This is a genomic window from uncultured Lutibacter sp. (genome assembly GCF_947495725.1).
In the GTDB taxonomy this organism is placed as follows: domain Bacteria; phylum Bacteroidota; class Bacteroidia; order Flavobacteriales; family Flavobacteriaceae; genus Lutibacter.
On sequence record NZ_CANLZZ010000002.1, the window covers coordinates 681,322 to 699,738 of the forward strand.

Here is an 18,417-nt window from a genome sequence, read left to right on the forward strand (position 1 = left end):
ATAAACAGTTGTTTGTAATTCATAAGAATATGCCGTTTATTTGCACAAAGTTCATAAACATAGTTAATTAGTTATTAAGAAAGGCAGAGGGAATAGACCTGTTGAAGCCTTAGCAACCCTTTAAAGCTAAAGAAGGTGCTACGTTCTACCATTAATTTTGGACAGATAACATTCACTTCAAAGTAATGCTACTTAATAACTTCCGACTGTTTATGTAAAAATTATAAAATGGAAGACATCCGAAACATATTAAAAGATAAAATCCTAGTGCTCGATGGTGCTATGGGAACTATGATTCAACAGTATAACTTTACTGAAGAGGATTATAGAGGTCAAAAATTTAAAGATTTTCATATTTCTGTAAAAGGAAATAATGATATGCTTTCAATTACACAACCTGAAGCTATTAAAGAAATTCATGCAAAATATTTAGAAGCAGGTGCTGATATTATTGAAACCAATACGTTCTCATCTACTACAATTGCTATGGCTGATTATGAGATGGAAGATTTTGTATATGAGTTAAACTTTGAATCTGCTAAAATAGCTAAAGAAGTTGCAAAAGAATTTACAGATAAAAACCCAAATAAACCTCGTTTTGTAGCGGGTTCAATTGGGCCAACAAATCGTACGGCAAGTATGTCTCCCGATGTAAACGATCCCGGTTTTAGAGCTGTAACTTTTGACGATTTAAGAGTTGCATACAGGCAACAAGCAGAAGCTTTAATTGATGGAGGAGTAGATTTATTGTTAGTAGAAACAGTATTTGATACTTTAAATGCAAAAGCAGCCTTGTTTGCTATTGAAGAATTAAAGGCAGAAAGAAATATAGATATTCCAATTATGCTAAGTGGAACCATTACTGATGCAAGTGGAAGAACTTTATCTGGACAAACTGCAGAGGCTTTTTTAATTTCTGTTTCACATATTCCTTTATTAACAGTTGGTTTTAATTGTGCTTTAGGAGCAAAGCAATTAACACCACATTTAGAAGTATTATCGCAAAAAGCAAGTTTTGGAGTGTCCGCACATCCAAATGCAGGTTTACCAAATGCTTTTGGAGAATACGATGAAACTCCAAGTCAAATGGCTGAACAAATCAAAGAATATTTAGAAAAAGGATTGATAAATATTATTGGTGGATGTTGTGGTACAACTCCGGCACATATAAAAGCTATAGCTGATATTGCTAATGGCTATAAGCCAAGGTTGGTTAGTTAAAAGATTTAATTTTACGTCATTCTGAACTTGTTTCAGAATCTCATTCTTATAAAATGAATACAGAAAAAAAATACCTAAAACTATCAGGATTAGAACCATTAATAATTACTCCAGAAAGTAATTTTATAAATGTTGGTGAACGTACCAATGTAGCAGGTTCTCGTAAGTTTTTACGATTGATAAAAGAAGAAAAATTTGATGAAGCATTAGCAATTGCACGTCATCAAGTTGATGGTGGGGCGCAAATTATCGACATTAATATGGACGATGGTTTGTTAGATGGAAAAGAGGCAATGGTTCGTTTTATGAATTTAATTGCTGCCGAACCAGATATTGCACGTGTTCCAATTATGATTGATAGCTCTAAATGGGAAATAATTGAAGCTGGTTTACAAGTAGCGCAAGGAAAATGTGTAGTAAATTCAATTAGTTTAAAAGAAGGAGAGGCTCAATTTATTGAACATGCAAAGAAAATAAAAATGTATGGGGCAGCTGTTATTGTAATGGCTTTTGATGAAGTTGGACAAGCAGATAATTATAATAGACGAATAGAAATTGCGCAACGCTCATATTCTATTTTAGTAAATGAAGTAAACTTCCCATCAGAAGATATTATTTTCGATTTAAATATTTTTCCAGTAGCAACTGGAATGGATGAACACAAAAGAAATGCTATCGATTTTATTGAAGCAACTCGCTGGGTGCGTGAAAATTTACCGAATGCCAGTGTAAGTGGAGGGGTAAGTAATGTGTCATTTTCATTTAGAGGGAATAATGCAGTTCGGGAGGCAATGCACTCTGTATTTTTATATTACGCAATTAAGGCGGGTATGAATATTGGAATTGTAAATCCAACAATGTTGGAAGTATATGATGAAATTCCGAAGGATTTATTAGAACATGTTGAAGATGTTATTTTAGATAGAAGAGAGGATGCAACAGAGCGTTTATTAGATTTTGCAGAAAGTGTTGTAAGCACAGCGAAAGAGCGTAAAGTTGATTTAAGTTGGAGGGAAAAATCGTTACAAGATAGAATTACCTATTCTTTAGTTAAAGGATTAGATGAGTTTATTGTAGAAGATGTTGAAGAAGCAAGGTTACAGGCCGAAAAACCAATTGAGGTTATTGAAGGTAACTTAATGATTGGTATGAATGTGGTTGGTGATTTATTTGGTTCGGGGAAAATGTTTTTACCACAGGTAGTAAAATCTGCTCGAGTAATGAAAAGAGCAGTAGCCTATTTATTACCATTTATTGAGCTTGATAAAGGTGGTGCCAGTGAATCGAATGGAAAGATTTTGTTGGCAACTGTAAAAGGCGATGTACACGATATTGGTAAAAATATTGTGGGTGTTGTATTAGGTTGTAACAATTATGATATTGTAGATTTAGGAGTAATGGTTGCGCCTGAAAAAATTATTCAAGCAGCAAAAGATGAGAATGTAGATGCTATTGGCTTAAGTGGTTTAATTACTCCAAGTTTAGATGAAATGGTATACCTCGCAAAAGAAATGGAACGTCACAATTTTAAAGTTCCTTTGCTAATAGGTGGAGCAACAACTTCAAAAGCACATACAGCTGTTAAAATTGATCCTCATTATAAAAACGCTGTTGTCCACGTACATGATGCGTCAAGAGCTGTTACCGTAGTTGGTGATTTGTTAGATAAAAGAAAAAACCAAAAGTATGTTGGAGATATAAAGGCCGATTATGTAAAAGTTCGAGAAGGATTTTCTGATAGATCAAGTAAAAAAGAATTTGTTTCGCTAGAAAATGCTAGAAAAAATAAATTTAACATTGATTGGAATACTGCGGAAATAAAGAAGCCAAATTTTGAAGGAATTCAAGTTTTTGAAGATTTTGATTTAACCAAATTAGTTGATTTTATAGATTGGACACCATTTTTTAGAACTTGGGAACTTGCAGGTAGGTATCCAGCAATTTTAACAGATAAAGTTGTTGGTGAAACGGCATCTAATTTATTTAAAGATGCAAAAATAATGTTGGCTCAAATTTTAGATGAAAAGTGGTTAACTGCAAAAGCTGTTTTTGGAATTTTCCCTGCAAATGCAATAAAAGATGATATTGAAGTTTATGGAGATGCTGAAAGAAAAGATATTAATGTGAAGTTTGTGACGTTACGACAACAAGCTAAAAAGAAAGAAGGTATTGCGAATATTGCTTTAGCCGATTTTGTTGCCCCAAAAGAAACTGGAATTGAAGATTATATTGGAGCATTTTGTGTTTCTACTGGTTTTGGAACTGCAGAATTAGCTGCAGAATTTGAAAAAGACCACGATGATTATAATTCAATTATGATTAAAGCATTGGCAGATAGGCTAGCAGAAGCATTCGCAGAATATTTGCATAAAAAAGTAAGAACTGAATATTGGGGATATGCATCTAGTGAAGGTTTAACTAATGAGGAATTAATTAAAGAATCTTACAACGGGATTCGACCTGCGCCAGGGTATCCTGCCTGTCCAGATCATACCGAGAAATGGACTATTTGGGATTTGTTAAGTGTAAAAGAAACCATAGGTGTTGAATTAACGGATAGTTTGGCCATGTGGCCTGCGGCATCAGTTTCGGGGTATTACTTTGGGAATGAAAAATCGAAATATTTTGCGTTGGGAAAAATTAAAGAAGATCAATTGAAAGATTTTGCCGAACGAAAAAACATGGACTTAGAAACTGCTAAAAAATGGTTGAATCCTAATTTAGCGGAGTAATTAAAATTTATAAGTCCTAAAAGGTTTTAAAAACCTGTAAGGGCTTTAATGCGTTAGCGATAGGAGAGACATCCTTTTTTTAAGAGTAACGTAAAAAAGATAAAACGAATAGCGCGACCTGAAAGGAAACGCCCAAAAGAGATAGTTAAAAGTTGTAAAGTTTTCGCTGATAAAGCTAAAGACGAATAGCTAATTGCAAAAAGCTAAAAAGAATGAAAGTAACAGAACATATAAAAAATGCTGGTGGAAAAACATTGTTTTCGTTTGAAATAGTGCCACCACAAAAAGGGCAAAATATTCAAGATTTATACAATAATGTGGATCCGTTAATGGAGTTTAACCCACCATTTATAGATGTAACAACCTCACGTGAAGAATATGTATATATTCCAAAAGAAAACGGTTTGTTAGAGCAGAAAATGACACGTATGCGACCTGGGACTGTAGGAATTTGTGCGGCATTAAAGTATAAATACGATGTAGATGCTATTCCTCATGTGTTGTGTGGTGGATTTACAAAAGAAGAAACTGAATATGTATTGGTTGATTGTCACTACTTAGGATTGGATAATATTATGGCATTGAGAGGTGATGCGATGAAGCATGAACCGTATTTTGTACCTACTAAAGATGGTAATATTTTTGCTTCGGACTTAGTAACTCAAATTAAAAATTTGAATGAGGGTAAATATTTACACAATATTATTGAAACAAATAATAAACCAGATTTTTGTATTGGAGTAGCGGGATATCCTGAAAAACATTTGGAAGCTCCAAGTATGGAAACAGATTTAAAAAGGTTAAAAGAAAAAGTGGATGCAGGTGCGGATTATGTGGTTACACAAATGTTTTTTGACAATAAAAAATATTTCGATTTTGTTAAAAAAGCTAGAAGTATTGGAATTACAGTTCCAATTATTCCTGGGATAAAACCCGTTGCAGTAAAAAGACATCAACAAATTTTACCGCAAATATTTAGATTGGATATGCCAGAAGATTTAATTTCGGCAATTGAAGGCTGTAAAGATAATAAACAAGTTCGTCAGGTTGGAATAGAATGGGCTATAAATCAATCAAAAGATTTAATGGCGAACGGTGTGCCTGTAGTTCATTTCTATTCAATGGGGAAATCGGATAATATTAAGGCAATCGCAAAAGAAGTTTTTTAGTATTAACAATTGTTATTGCGATTGTTGATAGTTTAATAGAGAAAAGTAATAAATGTTGAATTGTTTAGGATGTTTTTTTCATTACTTTTGTACAAGTAAAGTTGAAATTATTAATTAAAAAAATATAATATGGCATTAGAAGTAACAGATGCAACCTTTGATGAAGTTGTATTAAAGTCAGATAAACCTGTAATGGTTGATTTTTGGGCAGCATGGTGTGGTCCTTGTAGAATGGTTGCTCCAATAATGGAAGAGTTAACGGCTGAATACGAAGGTAAAGCAGTTATTACAAAAGTAGACGTGGATTCTAATCAAGAATTTGCAGCCAAGTATGGAGTAAGAAATATACCAACAGTATTACTTTTTAAAGGTGGTGAAGTTGTTGAAAAACAAGTTGGTGTTGCGCCAAAAGCAACATATGCTCAAAAAATAGATGCGCACTTATAATATATAAAACTGAATATAATAGGAAAGCCTGGCAAATTTGTCGGGCTTTTTCTTTTTATATATTATATTTACAATTATCAAAAGTAAGAAATGGGAAGTATTGAAGTAAAAAGTATTTCTGAATTAAATAATCTTGAGCTACTAGCAAAGCAAGTAGTTGAAGGGTTTATTACGGGTATGCATAAAAGTCCATTTCATGGGTTTTCGGTTGAATTTGCTGAACATAGATTGTATAATACGGGAGAAAGTACAAGGCATATTGATTGGAAATTGTTTGCAAAAACAAAAAAGCTGTTTGTGAAGCGATATGAAGAAGAGACAAATTTACGATGTCATTTAATAATTGATAATTCTGCTTCAATGCATTATCCGGTTATTAGTAATCCAACAATTGATAGTTTATCTAAAATCTCATTCTCAGCAATTGCATCGGCAGCTTTAATGGAAATATTAAAAAGGCAACGAGACGCTGTTGGATTAAGTGTTTATAGTAACAAAAGCGAGTATTATGCTCCAGCTAAGGGGAGTGATAGACATAGAAGAATGTTATTGGCTCAGTTAGAAGGGTTGCTTGATAAAAAGTCAAAAGAGAAAACAGATACTTATAAGGCATTGCATGAAATCTCAGAAAAAATTCATAAACGATCACTTATATTTTTGTTTACTGATATGTTTCAAACCAATAAAAATGAACAAGAGTTGTTTGAAGCGCTTCGACATTTGAAATATAATAAACACGAGGTTGTTTTGTTTCATACTTTTGATGGAAAACACGAATTAAACTTTGATTTTGAAAATTCTCCTAAAAAATTTGTAGATGTTGAAACTGGAGAAGAAATTAATTTATATGCTTCTTCAGTGAAAAAACAATATGCATCTGAGGTGTTAAAATATTTTAATGAGTTGAAATTGAAGTGTATGCAGTATAAAATTGAGTATGTTCCAGTAGATATTAACAAAGGCTTCGATCAAATTTTAATAGCTTATTTAATTAGAAGAAATAAATTTTTATAAATTTTATTTAAAAATCTTTGCTAATATAAAAAACACACTTATATTTGCATCCGCTAAGAGCAACGGTCTGGTAGTTCAGCTGGTTAGAATACCTGCCTGTCACGCAGGGGGTCGCGGGTTCGAGTCCCGTCCAGACCGCAAAAAGCATCTCATTTGAGATGCTTTTTTTATGCGTTATTATTTGTTATTTATTGTTAATGCTTAATAGGTTCTTGCGGTTTCTTTTTTAAATGTTTTGCGTAGAACCCCATCATTGCTTTGTACAATGCAATAGAATTACCTTCTTTTCTAAAGCCATGTCCTTCATCATATTTTACCATATATGGAACATCAACACCTCGGGCACGTAAAGCTTCTACAATTTGATCAGATTCATTAATATTTACTCTAGGGTCATTTGCTCCTTGAACAACAAATAGAGGTTTTTTAATTTTATCTATATGAAAAACCGGAGAAACTTCGTCCATAATTGCTTTTTCTTCAGCAACATCTTCATCGTACCAAATTTCTTTTATAATTTTTAAATATGGTTTCCAATATGGAGGGATACTTTTCATAAAAGTAAAAAGATTTGATACTCCAACATAATCTACACCTGCTGCATATAAATCAGGAGTTTTTGTAAGTCCTCTTAGCACTGCATAACCACCGTGACTTCCACCGTATATAGCTGCATTGTCTTTATCTACCCATCCTTTTTCTACTACGTATGCTAACCCATCTTCAACATCATCCATTGCTTTTCTACCAATTTGTTTGAATCCAGATTCTAAAAATTCTCTACCGTATCCACCAGAAATTCTAAAATTAACTTGAAGTGTTGCGTAGCCGCGACTAGCAAATAATTGCGATTCAGGATTAAACCCCCAAGAATCTCTAATTCCTTGCGGTCCTCCATGTGGATTTACGATTACGGGAACTCTTTCTCCCTTTATAGCATTTTTAGGTAAAGTAATATAACCGTGTAAAGTAACACCATCTCTGCTGGTAAAAGTTATTGGTCTCATATCTGCCATGTCTTCTTCTAAAAGTTGTGGCATTAAGTTATAAAGGAGCTTAAACTCTTCAGTTTTAGAGTCGTATGAATAATAAACGCCATATAATTTGTCGCTTTGAATAAAAATCAGGTATTTACTTTCATCGTCAGTTACATCCGAAATTCCGTAATTATAATTTGGAAATTTGGTAACTATTTTGTCATGAATATTTTTATAGTAATCACTAACTGGAACTATAATGTTTTTTTCTCCTTCATAAGAGAAGAAATCCAATTCGTAGTTTCTTTTTCGAGATAACGAAATTCCAGATACATCGTAATTTTCATTTGAAAATAATTTTTTAATAACCACATCCTTTTCTAAGTCGTACAAGTAAATTTCTGTTTTGTCGCTATCTAAATTAGAAAGGACGTATGCCTCATGCGGATTTTCTGATGCGTAGTTGAAACTTAAAATTGTAAAATTATCTTTCCAACTCAATTGCTTTTTGATTGAATATTCGGTTCCATCTGTAGTATAATAAAGATCAAAATTCACACCATCTCTAAGTTTAGCAAATCCTCTTAAATTTCCATCTTTATCAAATTCGTAACCATCTATAGGATTAGCCAAATCTTCGTTACTGTACAATTGTTTAAGTTCTCCAGTAATTATATTGATTTTGTATGGTTCAAAAATTTGAGCATTATTCTTATTCATACTTATAATCATATGGTCTTTATCTTCGCGTAATATTTCTAAAATATTTACACGAACACCATCGAAAGGGGTTAGTTCTTTTTGATTAGTACCGTCAATGTTTACTGCAAAAAGATGATAATTTTCATTTCCACCTTTATCCATAGTGTAAATCATTCGGTTGTTGTTTGCCCAACCAAATCCTCGAATTAATTCTTCTTTTTCTTCAATTACTCGAACAACTTCTTCCGTTTCTAGATTTTTTACATATACATGGTTTTTTTTATTCTCATCTTTTTCTCTATATGAAAGGTATGCCCCATTTGGTGAAAAGCTAAAACTTCTAGCTTTTGGTCTTGCAAAATAGTCTTCTACGGAATATTTGTATTCTGAAGTTTCATAATTAGCCAATTTTTCAAGTTCTTCATCCGAAGAAGGAAGCGCAGTATTTCCCGGAAGTGTTTTTACTGTTTTAACTAGGTTTAATGGCAACTCCATTCCTCCTTGATAAAAAGTACCGGACATATTTGAACCGTTTAATGTTCCTACATACTTAATTCCTGCTTGATTAAATTTAATTGTTAGTGTATTTTCAATAAAAGTGGTTACATCCATTGGAATGTCTGTTGAACCTTGTGACGGACTATCCATTGTGGAGGAATAGGTTCCGTTTTCAGAGGAAATATTGAATACTAATGGAATTTCTGCTCCTTGGACGGAAACTTTTCCTTGCCAGGAACCAACAATTTCTTGTGCATTAATTTGAATAACGGATCCAATAAAGAATATTATTGAAGCCAATACTTTAATAGTTTGGTTTTTCATGATATATCTATTTGAAAATTAATAAGTTGATTATCAAATATAAGAGTTTAAAAAGTTGATTTTGTTACACAAAGTGTTAAACTTATTTTAAATTAGTTTCAAAGGCTAGTATTCATAGGGAATAAAATTGATAAAAATATTGAAGATTTAAACTTTTTGATGTTATAAATTAAAAATTTACGTATCTTTGCATCCGCTATTAGCAACGGTCTGGTAGTTCAGCTGGTTAGAATACCTGCCTGTCACGCAGGGGGTCGCGGGTTCGAGTCCCGTCCAGACCGCAAAAAGCCTTAAAAACTTTAGTTTTTAAGGCTTTTTTATTTTTATATACCTAATAAGGTGACTTTAAAAATTAAATTTTATTTTTTTGTTTTAATAAGTTTTTGATTCTTTTATTATTTATTAACTTTATATTTAAACTTTAATATTTAATAAAAGTTTGAATGTTTTGGTACCATGAAGATATAGAGCGCTTAGAAGAAGAAATAAATGAATTAGAATATAATCCTAGATTAATTTTTTATGGGAGTTCAACATTTACTCTTTGGAGTGAAATAACCACATTATTTAAAAAGTATGACCCATTGAATTTAGCTTTCGGGGGATCCACATTAGCTGCTTGTACTTGGTTTTTTGATCGCGTATTTAAAAATATTAAAAAAGTTGATGCTATTATAATTTACGCAGGAGAGAATGATTTAGGAGGAGGAAGACATCCAGAAGAAGTTGTATTGTTTCTAGAGAATTTATTAGCTAAAATTAGGTGTAAATACGGAGCTATACCGTGTACTTTTGTTTCTATAAAACCAAGTATTAACCGTTGGCATTTGTCAGGAAGTATTAGATACACAAATAGTAAAATTAAAGAATTAACCTTAAAGGATTTAAATTTTCATTTTCTGAATATTTATGATTTCATGTTAGATAAAACCGGTAATCCAAATGCTAAATATTTTATCGAAGATGGATTACATCTAAATAAAAAAGGTTATCAAATATTGTTGACAGAGTTAAAAAAGCATACCGAGTTTTTTCCGCAGCCGAAACTTGTAAATTAAAAGAAAGTCAATATTAAAGGTGATGTTATGAAAAGAGAATATCACAAATGGTATAGTAAGCATCTTGAAAGAGATATGGAACTTCTTGTATTCGGATTTTCTGGTGCAAAAGTACTGTTTTTTCCTCCAAGAATGGGGCGGTTTTTTGATTACGAAGATTGGGGTGTTATAGCATCATTAGAGCATAAAATTACAAATGGTGATTTACAAGTGTTTTGTGTAGATAGTGTAGATTTAGAATCATTTTATAATAGTTTTAAAGATCCTGGATATAGAATTTATAGACATATTCAATACGAACACTATGTACTTGAAGAAGTGTTACCATTCGCAAATTCCATTAATGTAAATCCAAATATTATCTCAGCGGGTTGTAGTTTGGGAGCGTACCATGCGGTGAATGTTGCTATGAGACATCCACAATTGTTTTGTAAAGTGGTTGGAATGAGCGGTCGATACGATCTTACCCAATCTAGTGGCTATTTTAAAGATTTATTAAGTGGTTTTCATAATGATTTTGTTTATTTTAATATGCCAAATCAGTATCTAAAAAATATTGAAGATGAAAACATAATTCAGCAATTGAAAACCATGGATATTGTATTGGCAATTGGTAAAGAAGATTCATTTTTAGAAAGTAATTATAAATTATCTAACATATTTAATGAAAAAGGAATTCCTCATAAATTATATGAATGGGATTTATTAGCACATAAAGCAAAAGATTGGAGAAAAATGGTTGCTATTTATTTTTAACAATAGATAAGTTTAAAAAAAGATATTAAGCTAATATACTTTCGTGCCCCGAATCTTTTACAAATAAGCAGGTGCTATGTGTTTTGTTGGACATTTCTTTTACAAATTCAAATTTAAGATCTTCATCCATTCCAAAAATATTAAGATCGGCAGACGGTGCTTTTTCTACAACAGAGTTAAAATCTCCAATATGCACTTCTGTTAAAGTTTGGGGTAAACGAGCTAGACTTATTAAAGTGGCTAAAAATTCAGTAGCATTTTCTTTTTCATTTGGATCTGAAATTACTGTAATTAGTCTAATTCGTGCATTCCAATTCATTTTTAGCTTGTAAGCAACCAATATGGAAAGGTCTAAATTACCTATATCCCAACCTAAATTCCAATTTCCTTTTCGATCGCTAACCCAAACATTTATGGTATTTCGTTGCCCTAATAACGCGGCTGGGTGCGCTAAGTAAAGTAGAATTCCTGTTTCTAATCGTATGGCTTCTTTCATTACCGGTCTCAATTCGGTTTCGTAATTGTCATGATCTTGAAGATTTAAGAATAAAATATTTGGTCTAAAAAATGCTCCTTTTAAAGCCTGACTTCCATAATTAATTCCTTTTGCAAATTCCTGCGTATGAATAACTGTAGAAGATGAAAATACTTCCTTTTGCCTAAATGCTGAAGAAATGGATTCTAATTCTTCTGCAAGTTTACTAGTTTCTGTAAAAGGTTCAATCCCCAATAATTTTATGGAACCTTTTGGCTTAGCAATATTTCTTAAAAATTCAAATGTTCCTTTTAATCCGTTAACATCTCTTACAGGAACCATTAGATTTGCTTTCCAAGCACGTTGCTGCATTTTTTTCATTCCCCAAGTATGTTTGGCAGCCCATTCTGCAAATGAAACAAACAAACCAGAACGAACATCTTCAAAAGGTGTTTCCAAATTTTGGCGAGATAAATACCAATACACCATTAAAACAATTATTAATGAAATTAAACTAACACTTGGATTGATAATAAACATTGCAAAAATTGATGAAATTAAACCTGCCCATGGCACCCATTTGTGTATTTTAAATACTGGACGGTAACTAATTAAACCAAGGTTTTGTTCTATTATAACTACAATGTTTATCATAGCGTAAGTAATTAAGAAAAATAGAGTAACCAATGGTGCAATGGCATTTATATTTCTTAATAATAGTGTAGCAAAAATTAAAATTCCAGTTATTAACATTGCATTTCTTGGTTGACCATTTTTGCTTTGACCTTGCAAGAAGTTTGAGTAAGGCAGTACTTTGTGTTGTCCCATAGCAAATAAAATTCTGGATGAACCTACTATTGAAGCTAAAGCAGAAGAAAAAGTTGCTCCAAGAATACCCGCAATTATTAATGGACCAAAATAAGCCTTCTCTACCATTATATAGTAATTACTTATTAATTCTTCTTCAGTAGCACTTCTGGCGATCCAAAAAGCAAGTAGCATATAAATTATAAAACTAACACCAATTGCCCATAATGTTCCTGTTGGGATACTAAGTTTGGGGTTTTTTAGCTCACCAGACATATTTGCTCCGGCCATAATTCCGGTAGCTGCAGGAAAGAAAACAGCAAATACAATCCAAAAATTACTTCCTTTAAACCCATTTTCTGAAGAACCCTTAAAAGAACCCCAACTTAAGGCTTCGCTTGAAGGAATGGTCATAGAGCCATTATATGCCGCAATTACAATGGAAACAAGAGAAAGCGCAATAATTCCCATAATAATAAATTGAGTTTTTATAGCCAAATTAGCACTTATATAAGCTATTGAAAAAAGCACTAAAAAAACTACAATATCTACCAAAAAAGCGTTGTGTTCGGGAAAAACACCCAACCAACCTTCTCTAAAACCAAAAATATACATGGTAACTGCTAAGCCTTGGGAAATATATCTAGGAATACCTAAGCTACCACCCACTTCTAATCCTAAAGCTTGAGAAACAATAGCATAAGCACCACCCGCTCCAATTCTAATGTTGGTTGTAATTGCTGACATTGAAAGAGCGGTACAAAGTGTTATTAAAAAAGAAATGATAATAATTAACCAAGCGCCTAAAAGTCCGGCATTACCAACAACCCATCCTAAACGTAAATACATTATAACACCTAATATGGTAAGTAGAGTTGGAGTAAAAACACCTCCGAATGTTCCGAATTTTTTTATTTTTTCAGAAGAATTGTCCATGTATTAACAACTGTTTATTTTGAGTATTAATTTACTAATTAATTGTTTATGTGCAACGCATAAAAAGTTGTTTAAATTTTTTTATAGAATATATTGTTGAATTTCTCTATTAATTTGGATTAAATGAAGAGTCTCTAACTATTAAATTGGTTTTAATAACAATTGTTTTGGGCTCCAGTTGTGTAGTTGCATTCATTTCCTTTATTAAATATTGAGCAGCAACTACACCAATTTTGTTACCCGGTTGATCAATGGTTGTTAATTTAGGTTCTATAACTATAGAGCTGTTCGAATTGCTAAAGCCAACCACTGCAATTTGTTGTGGAATTTTAATCTTACTTCTTTTTAAAGATTTAATGGCTCCAATGGCGGCACTATCGGTTATAGCGAAAATAGCATCGGGTTTAACTTTCATACTTAATAATTGATTGGTAAGTCTTTTTCCATTTTGCATAGAAATGTTTTCAGAACTTAAAATAATGCTTTCGTCAATTTCAATATTATAGGTTCTCAAAGCTCGTAGGTAACCTAAATACCTCATTTTAGAATTGTATGAATCTTCGGTTTCTTTTATTATGGCGATTCTTTTTTTTCCGGTTTGTATTAAATGTTCAACTGCGCTAAAAGCGGCTTCTTCATCATCAATAATTACTTGAGTACAAGGAACTTTTAATGATACTTTATCAAATAATAATAATGGTACATTTTCTAAGGTTTTTAAAACGCTATCTACACTTATAGTAGTTCTGGATAGCGAAAGTAAAATGCCATCAACACCAAACTGAATCATTGTTTGGAGCATTTCTGCTTGTCTTTTTTCGTTGTTTATAGATTCCGATACAATAACTTTATAGCCGTGTATTTCTGCTTCTCGCATAATTCCTTTTAATACTGTAGAAGTAAAATAATGTCCAATATCCGGAACAATTACTCCAATTATATTGGTTTTATGGGCTCTAAATCCTTTTGCAAATAAATTGGGAATATAATTTAAGTTTTTAGCTAACGAAGCAACTTTTTCTTTTGTTTCCACACTTATATCGGGATGATCATTTAGTGCTCTAGAAACAGTTGAAATTGAAACACCTAATTCTTTAGCTATTTCTTTTAATGTAATTACGTTTTTTTTCGTCATTTCCAAATTATTAACAATATTTTGGGAATTTATAATAAAAAAAACTCAATTGCAAACGTTTGCGGAAACGTTTGCGGAAGTTTTTGGTTCTTTTTTAATCTATATTACCTCATTTGTGTTCTAATTTCACGTCAGAATTAAAAACTATTAACCTAATTTTAATCTTATGAAAAATATTTTAACCATTTGTTTATGTTTAATTGGAGCATATGCATTTTCACAATCTACCATTTCTGGTAAAGTAGTTGATCAATTTAATAACCCAATACCTGGCGCTAATATTATAGTAACTGGAACAGAGGTAGGAGCAACAACTGATTTCGATGGAAATTTTGAAATTAATACGCAATTATCGGGTATGCATGAATTAAAAGTACTATTTATTGGTTTTACTACGCAAGCTAAAAAAGTAGATTTATCAAAAAATGTAATAGTAAACTTTACCTTAGTTGAAAGTGTTCAAAGTTTAGATGCCGTTGTTTTAACAGGAACATCTACAAAACGTTCTCAAAAAGAAACACCTTTATCTATTACTTCATTTGGAGCTAAAGAATTATCCAAAACCAATACAAGTAGTCAGGCCGATGTTTTAAGAAGCGTACCGGGAATTACCGCTGAAGGTGGTGGAGGTGAAGTAGCATCTAACATTTTTGTAAGAGGTTTACCTTCTGGAGGACAATATCAATTTAACCCTTTGCAAATAGATGGAATGCCTGTTTTAAGTACCTTTGGTTTAAACTCTTCGGCGCATGATGTTTATTTTAGAAATGACATTGGAGTAAAAAGTTTAGAATTTGTTCGTGGAGGTTCTTCAATTTTATATGGTGTTGGATCGGTTGCAGGTATTATTAACTATACAAGTGTTACAGGTAGCGATACTCCTAAAAATGTTATAAGAACAGAAATTGCTTCCAATTCGAGATACAAAGCCGATTTTCTTACAAGCGGTCCTTTAGGAGGAGAAGATTCGAATACTTATTATGCACTTTCTGGTTTTTACAGATATGATGAAGGTCCTTTAAAAACTGGATTGGCAACAGAAGGTTTTCAATTAAGAGGTAATATTAAGCATGTTACGGATAAAGGTTCTGTTACATTCTCTGGTCAATTTATAGATGACAATGTACAATTCTTTTTACCTTATCCTTTAGAAGGTGGAACTCGTAACCGTCCTATAGGAAATGATGGGGAAGAAATATTTACATTACAAACTGCGGCAGCTTCAGATATATCATATGCAACACCAGACGGAATTTATAATTCTCCAATAGAAGATGGTGTTGTTACAAAAGGTGGTTATTTTTTAACCAACTTTAAACATAATTTTTCTGATGATTTAAAATTAGATGCTAAATTAAGATATTCAAGATATAAGCATCAATTCAATCTATTTTTAGATGGAAGTGGAGTTGGAGGAGCGAAAGCAGTTGAAACACAAGCAGAGTATTTAGCAGCAAGAGGTTTAACTAGTGGAAGTTTTACTTTGTTAAACGGACAAGCTTTGCCAGCAAATGCATTGTTATTTGAAAATAGAATTTTAGATAGAAACAGACCTTTAACAGAATTAATGGCAGATTTTAAAATAACTAAAACTGCAGGTGAACATAATATTACTTTAGGTTCTTTTATTTCTAGATCTAAAGCAGGAGATTTTAATGTTATTACTAATTATTTAGGAGAATATAATGACAGACCAGAGTTGGTAAATCTTTCGGGATATACTGTAAATGGTGTTACTAACAGAGGAACTTCTTATACAAACAGAAATATAAATAGTAACAAAATAGCTGTTTTTATTGCTGATGAAATAAAACTTGATAGATGGAATTTAGACTTTGGTATTCGTTACGAAAGAGCATCTGGAGATATTGAAAATGAAGGTTCAGATACCTATACTGTTGACAATACTGGTATTGCAAATTTAGATAATGTAAAATGGGGAAATGGAACTTGGACTCGTGGACACGTTTCTGCCGATGATTTTGCAGTAGCATTGGCTGGTCTTTATAAAGTAAACGATAATTTAAGTGCATATGGAAACTTTTCAAGAGGGTATTTCTTCCCAGAACTTAGAGGTACTAAATTTGATTCTTTTGGAAACCCAAATAGTTACGATACTGAAAAAATAATTCAAGGAGAATTAGGTGTTAAGTACGGTAAAGATAAGTTTTCTGGTACAGCAGCACTTTATGCAGTAAGTTTAAAAGATCGAAGATCTGTAAGTTTTGTTAATAATGGGTCTGGAGGAGTTACCGAAGAAGTTGATACACAAGACACCAAAACTATTGGACTTGAAACAACTTGGAAATATAGAATTTCTGATGAATTTAACTTTAATGGATCTTTTACGTTCCAAGACCATGAAATTAGCAAATCGGAAAGCAATCCAGAATTTGAAGGTAATGAATTAAGAAGACAACCTAATGTTGTATCGTCTTTTGGTTTAGATTATGATAATCAAGTTTTCGATGGTAGTTTAGTTTATAATTATACTGGTAAAAAATTCTCTAACGATTCTAACTCCATAGAATTGGATGCAATTGGTATCGCAAATTTAAATGTTGGATATACATTTGCTGTTGGAGAAGGTGATGAAACAGTACGTTTAGGAATGCAAGTTTTTAACTTATTTAACGATGAGGGAATTACAGAAGGTTCTCCAAGACTTAACAATAGTCAAACAGAAGAAGACTTTTTTGTTGGAAGACCAGTGTTGCCTACAAGAGTATTTTTAAATGCTACATTTAATTTTTAAAATTCAACCCTAATTTATAAATAAGAATGCATTAATAGTTTAATGTTAATGCATTCTTTTAAATATCAAAACCTTTCAATTATGAATAAGGACTTAATAAATGACGCTAAAATTGTTTTAAATAATAATTTTCAAGAGAAAGGATATTCAATTCCGTGTAAAGGACTGTATCCCTTTCAGTGGAAATGGGATTCAGGATTTATAGCAATAGGTTTTGCTCATTATGATTTAGACAAAGCAAAACAAGAAATAGAAACTCTTTTAAACGCTCAATGGGGTAATGGTTTTATTCCACATATTGTATTCCATGTGGAGAGTGATACCTATTTTCCTGGTAAAGATTTTCACCTTTCGAAATTACATCCATTATCAAATAAAGACTATCCTTCAACAGGAATGACACAGCCGCCTGTTACCGGATTTGCAATGGAGATGATTTACGATATAGCTGAAAATAAAAAAGATGTTAAAGCATTTATAGAGAATAATATTGATAAAGTATATTTAAATCATAAATATTTTTACGAAAATAGAGACCCCCAAAATGAAGGGTTGGTATATATTTATCATAACTGGGAATCTGGAACAGATAACTCTCCAATTTGGGATGATATTTGGGCAACAATGAATCCTCCTGAATATGAGTTTACGCGACGCGATACTAATTTAGTGGATCCTTCTCAAAGACCATCAAAAAGAGAATACGATCACTATTTACATATTATTGAAATTGCAAAACAACATAATTATTCAGATGAGAAGATCGCTGAATTGTCACCTTTTTTAGTTCAAGATCCTTTATTTAATTCAATGTTAATTAAATCGAATGAATCGTTAATTGCATTGTATAAGATTATTGGAAATAATGAAGATAAAATTGAGCAACTTCAGCAATGGCAAACAAAAAGTATTTCCTCATTTAATTCAAAATTATATGATAAAGAATTGGGCGCTTATGTGCATTATGATTTAAGAAATGAAAAACCACTTCGTTTTGTAAGTTCTTCTTCTTTTTCTCCGTTGTTTGCGGGTATTCCAACTAAGGAACAGGCTAAAACTTTGGTGGATACCATGATGAATAAATTTGGGGCAGATGATATGTATTTATGCGCATCTTTCGATCCAGAGAGTGAAAGGTTTAATCCAAAAAAATATTGGAGAGGTCCTGTTTGGATTAATTTAAACTGGATGTTGTATTTTGGATTATTAGATTATGGCTATTTAGAAATTGCCGAAAGAGTAAAATCAGATAGCATTGAATTAATTGAAAAAGCAGGTTTTTATGAATATTTCGACGCTCGAAAATCGGTTTATGAAACTGAAAAAGGAGGTTATGGTGGTGGAAATTTTTCTTGGAGTGCTGCCTTACTTATTGATTTAATAAATAATTAATTTTAACAAAAAAACTACT

12 protein-coding genes, 2 tRNA genes and 1 riboswitch are annotated in these 18,417 nt (G+C 32.0%); of the genes, 11 read left to right on the plus strand and 3 right to left on the minus strand.

Features of this window, described 5'->3' with window-relative positions:
• Nucleotides 1-68 precede the first annotated feature (68 nt).
• A riboswitch (SAM riboswitch) is annotated at nt 69-172 on the plus strand.
• Nucleotides 173-228: 56 nt separating this feature from the next.
• The 6 genes from Q0776_RS06365 to Q0776_RS06390 all read left to right on the plus strand — a co-directional run bounded on the left by Q0776_RS06365 (nt 229) and on the right by Q0776_RS06390 (nt 6,721).
• The gene (locus Q0776_RS06365) at nt 229-1,221 is read left to right on the plus strand and encodes a homocysteine S-methyltransferase family protein (protein WP_298366137.1); all 993 of its coding nucleotides are present in this window, start codon (nt 229-231) and stop codon (nt 1,219-1,221) included.
• A 53-nt stretch (nt 1,222-1,274) separates the two neighbouring features.
• The gene (gene metH, locus Q0776_RS06370) at nt 1,275-3,953 is read left to right on the plus strand and encodes a methionine synthase (RefSeq protein ID WP_298366139.1); all 2,679 of its coding nucleotides are present in this window, start codon (nt 1,275-1,277) and stop codon (nt 3,951-3,953) included.
• Between the two features lie 212 nt (nt 3,954-4,165).
• Entirely contained in the window at nt 4,166-5,122 is a 957-nt protein-coding gene (gene metF, locus Q0776_RS06375; protein WP_298366142.1) for a methylenetetrahydrofolate reductase [NAD(P)H], read from the plus strand.
• 129 nt (nt 5,123-5,251) lie between these two features.
• Nucleotides 5,252-5,569 carry a thioredoxin gene (gene trxA / locus Q0776_RS06380; RefSeq protein WP_298366145.1) on the plus strand — a complete coding sequence of 106 codons (318 nt, stop codon included), beginning with the start codon at nt 5,252-5,254 and terminating at the stop codon, nt 5,567-5,569.
• Between the two features lie 90 nt (nt 5,570-5,659).
• Nucleotides 5,660-6,583, plus strand: a complete 924-nt coding sequence (locus tag Q0776_RS06385) for a DUF58 domain-containing protein (protein WP_298366147.1) — start codon at nt 5,660-5,662, stop codon at nt 6,581-6,583.
• Between the two features lie 64 nt (nt 6,584-6,647).
• Nucleotides 6,648-6,721: transfer RNA gene (locus tag Q0776_RS06390), tRNA-Asp, on the plus strand.
• Nucleotides 6,722-6,777: 56 nt separating this feature from the next.
• Here the strand turns inward: Q0776_RS06390 and Q0776_RS06395 are convergent.
• Nucleotides 6,778-9,084, minus strand: coding sequence for a S9 family peptidase (locus Q0776_RS06395; RefSeq protein ID WP_298366149.1), 2,307 nt, complete (start codon nt 9,082-9,084; stop codon nt 6,778-6,780).
• Nucleotides 9,085-9,291: 207 nt separating this feature from the next.
• Between Q0776_RS06395 and Q0776_RS06400 the strand changes: the two genes are divergently transcribed.
• The 3 genes from Q0776_RS06400 to Q0776_RS06410 all read left to right on the plus strand — a co-directional run bounded on the left by Q0776_RS06400 (nt 9,292) and on the right by Q0776_RS06410 (nt 10,898).
• Nucleotides 9,292-9,365, plus strand: a tRNA-Asp gene (locus Q0776_RS06400).
• Nucleotides 9,366-9,527: 162 nt separating this feature from the next.
• Nucleotides 9,528-10,142, plus strand: coding sequence for a GDSL-type esterase/lipase family protein (locus tag Q0776_RS06405; RefSeq protein ID WP_298366151.1), 615 nt, complete (start codon nt 9,528-9,530; stop codon nt 10,140-10,142).
• 27 nt (nt 10,143-10,169) lie between these two features.
• Nucleotides 10,170-10,898, plus strand: coding sequence for an alpha/beta hydrolase-fold protein (locus Q0776_RS06410; protein WP_298366153.1), 729 nt, complete (start codon nt 10,170-10,172; stop codon nt 10,896-10,898).
• Nucleotides 10,899-10,923: 25 nt separating this feature from the next.
• Here Q0776_RS06410 and Q0776_RS06415 read toward each other — a convergent pair whose 3' ends face one another.
• Entirely contained in the window at nt 10,924-13,116 is a 2,193-nt protein-coding gene (locus tag Q0776_RS06415) for an amino acid permease (protein WP_298366156.1), read from the minus strand.
• Nucleotides 13,117-13,225: 109 nt separating this feature from the next.
• Nucleotides 13,226-14,287, minus strand: coding sequence for a LacI family DNA-binding transcriptional regulator (locus Q0776_RS06420; protein WP_366138963.1), 1,062 nt, complete (start codon nt 14,285-14,287; stop codon nt 13,226-13,228).
• A gap of 130 nt (nt 14,288-14,417) precedes the next feature.
• On the opposite strand from Q0776_RS06420, the gene Q0776_RS06425 reads away from it, so the two are divergent.
• Together Q0776_RS06425 and Q0776_RS06430 are read left to right on the plus strand one after the other, a co-directional pair.
• Nucleotides 14,418-17,006 (plus strand): TonB-dependent receptor, encoded by a 2,589-nt coding sequence (locus tag Q0776_RS06425; protein ID WP_298366158.1) that lies wholly within the window; start codon nt 14,418-14,420, stop codon nt 17,004-17,006.
• An 81-nt stretch (nt 17,007-17,087) separates the two neighbouring features.
• Nucleotides 17,088-18,398 (plus strand): trehalase family glycosidase, encoded by a 1,311-nt coding sequence (locus tag Q0776_RS06430; protein WP_298366161.1) that lies wholly within the window; start codon nt 17,088-17,090, stop codon nt 18,396-18,398.
• Nucleotides 18,399-18,417: the final 19 nt, after the last annotated feature.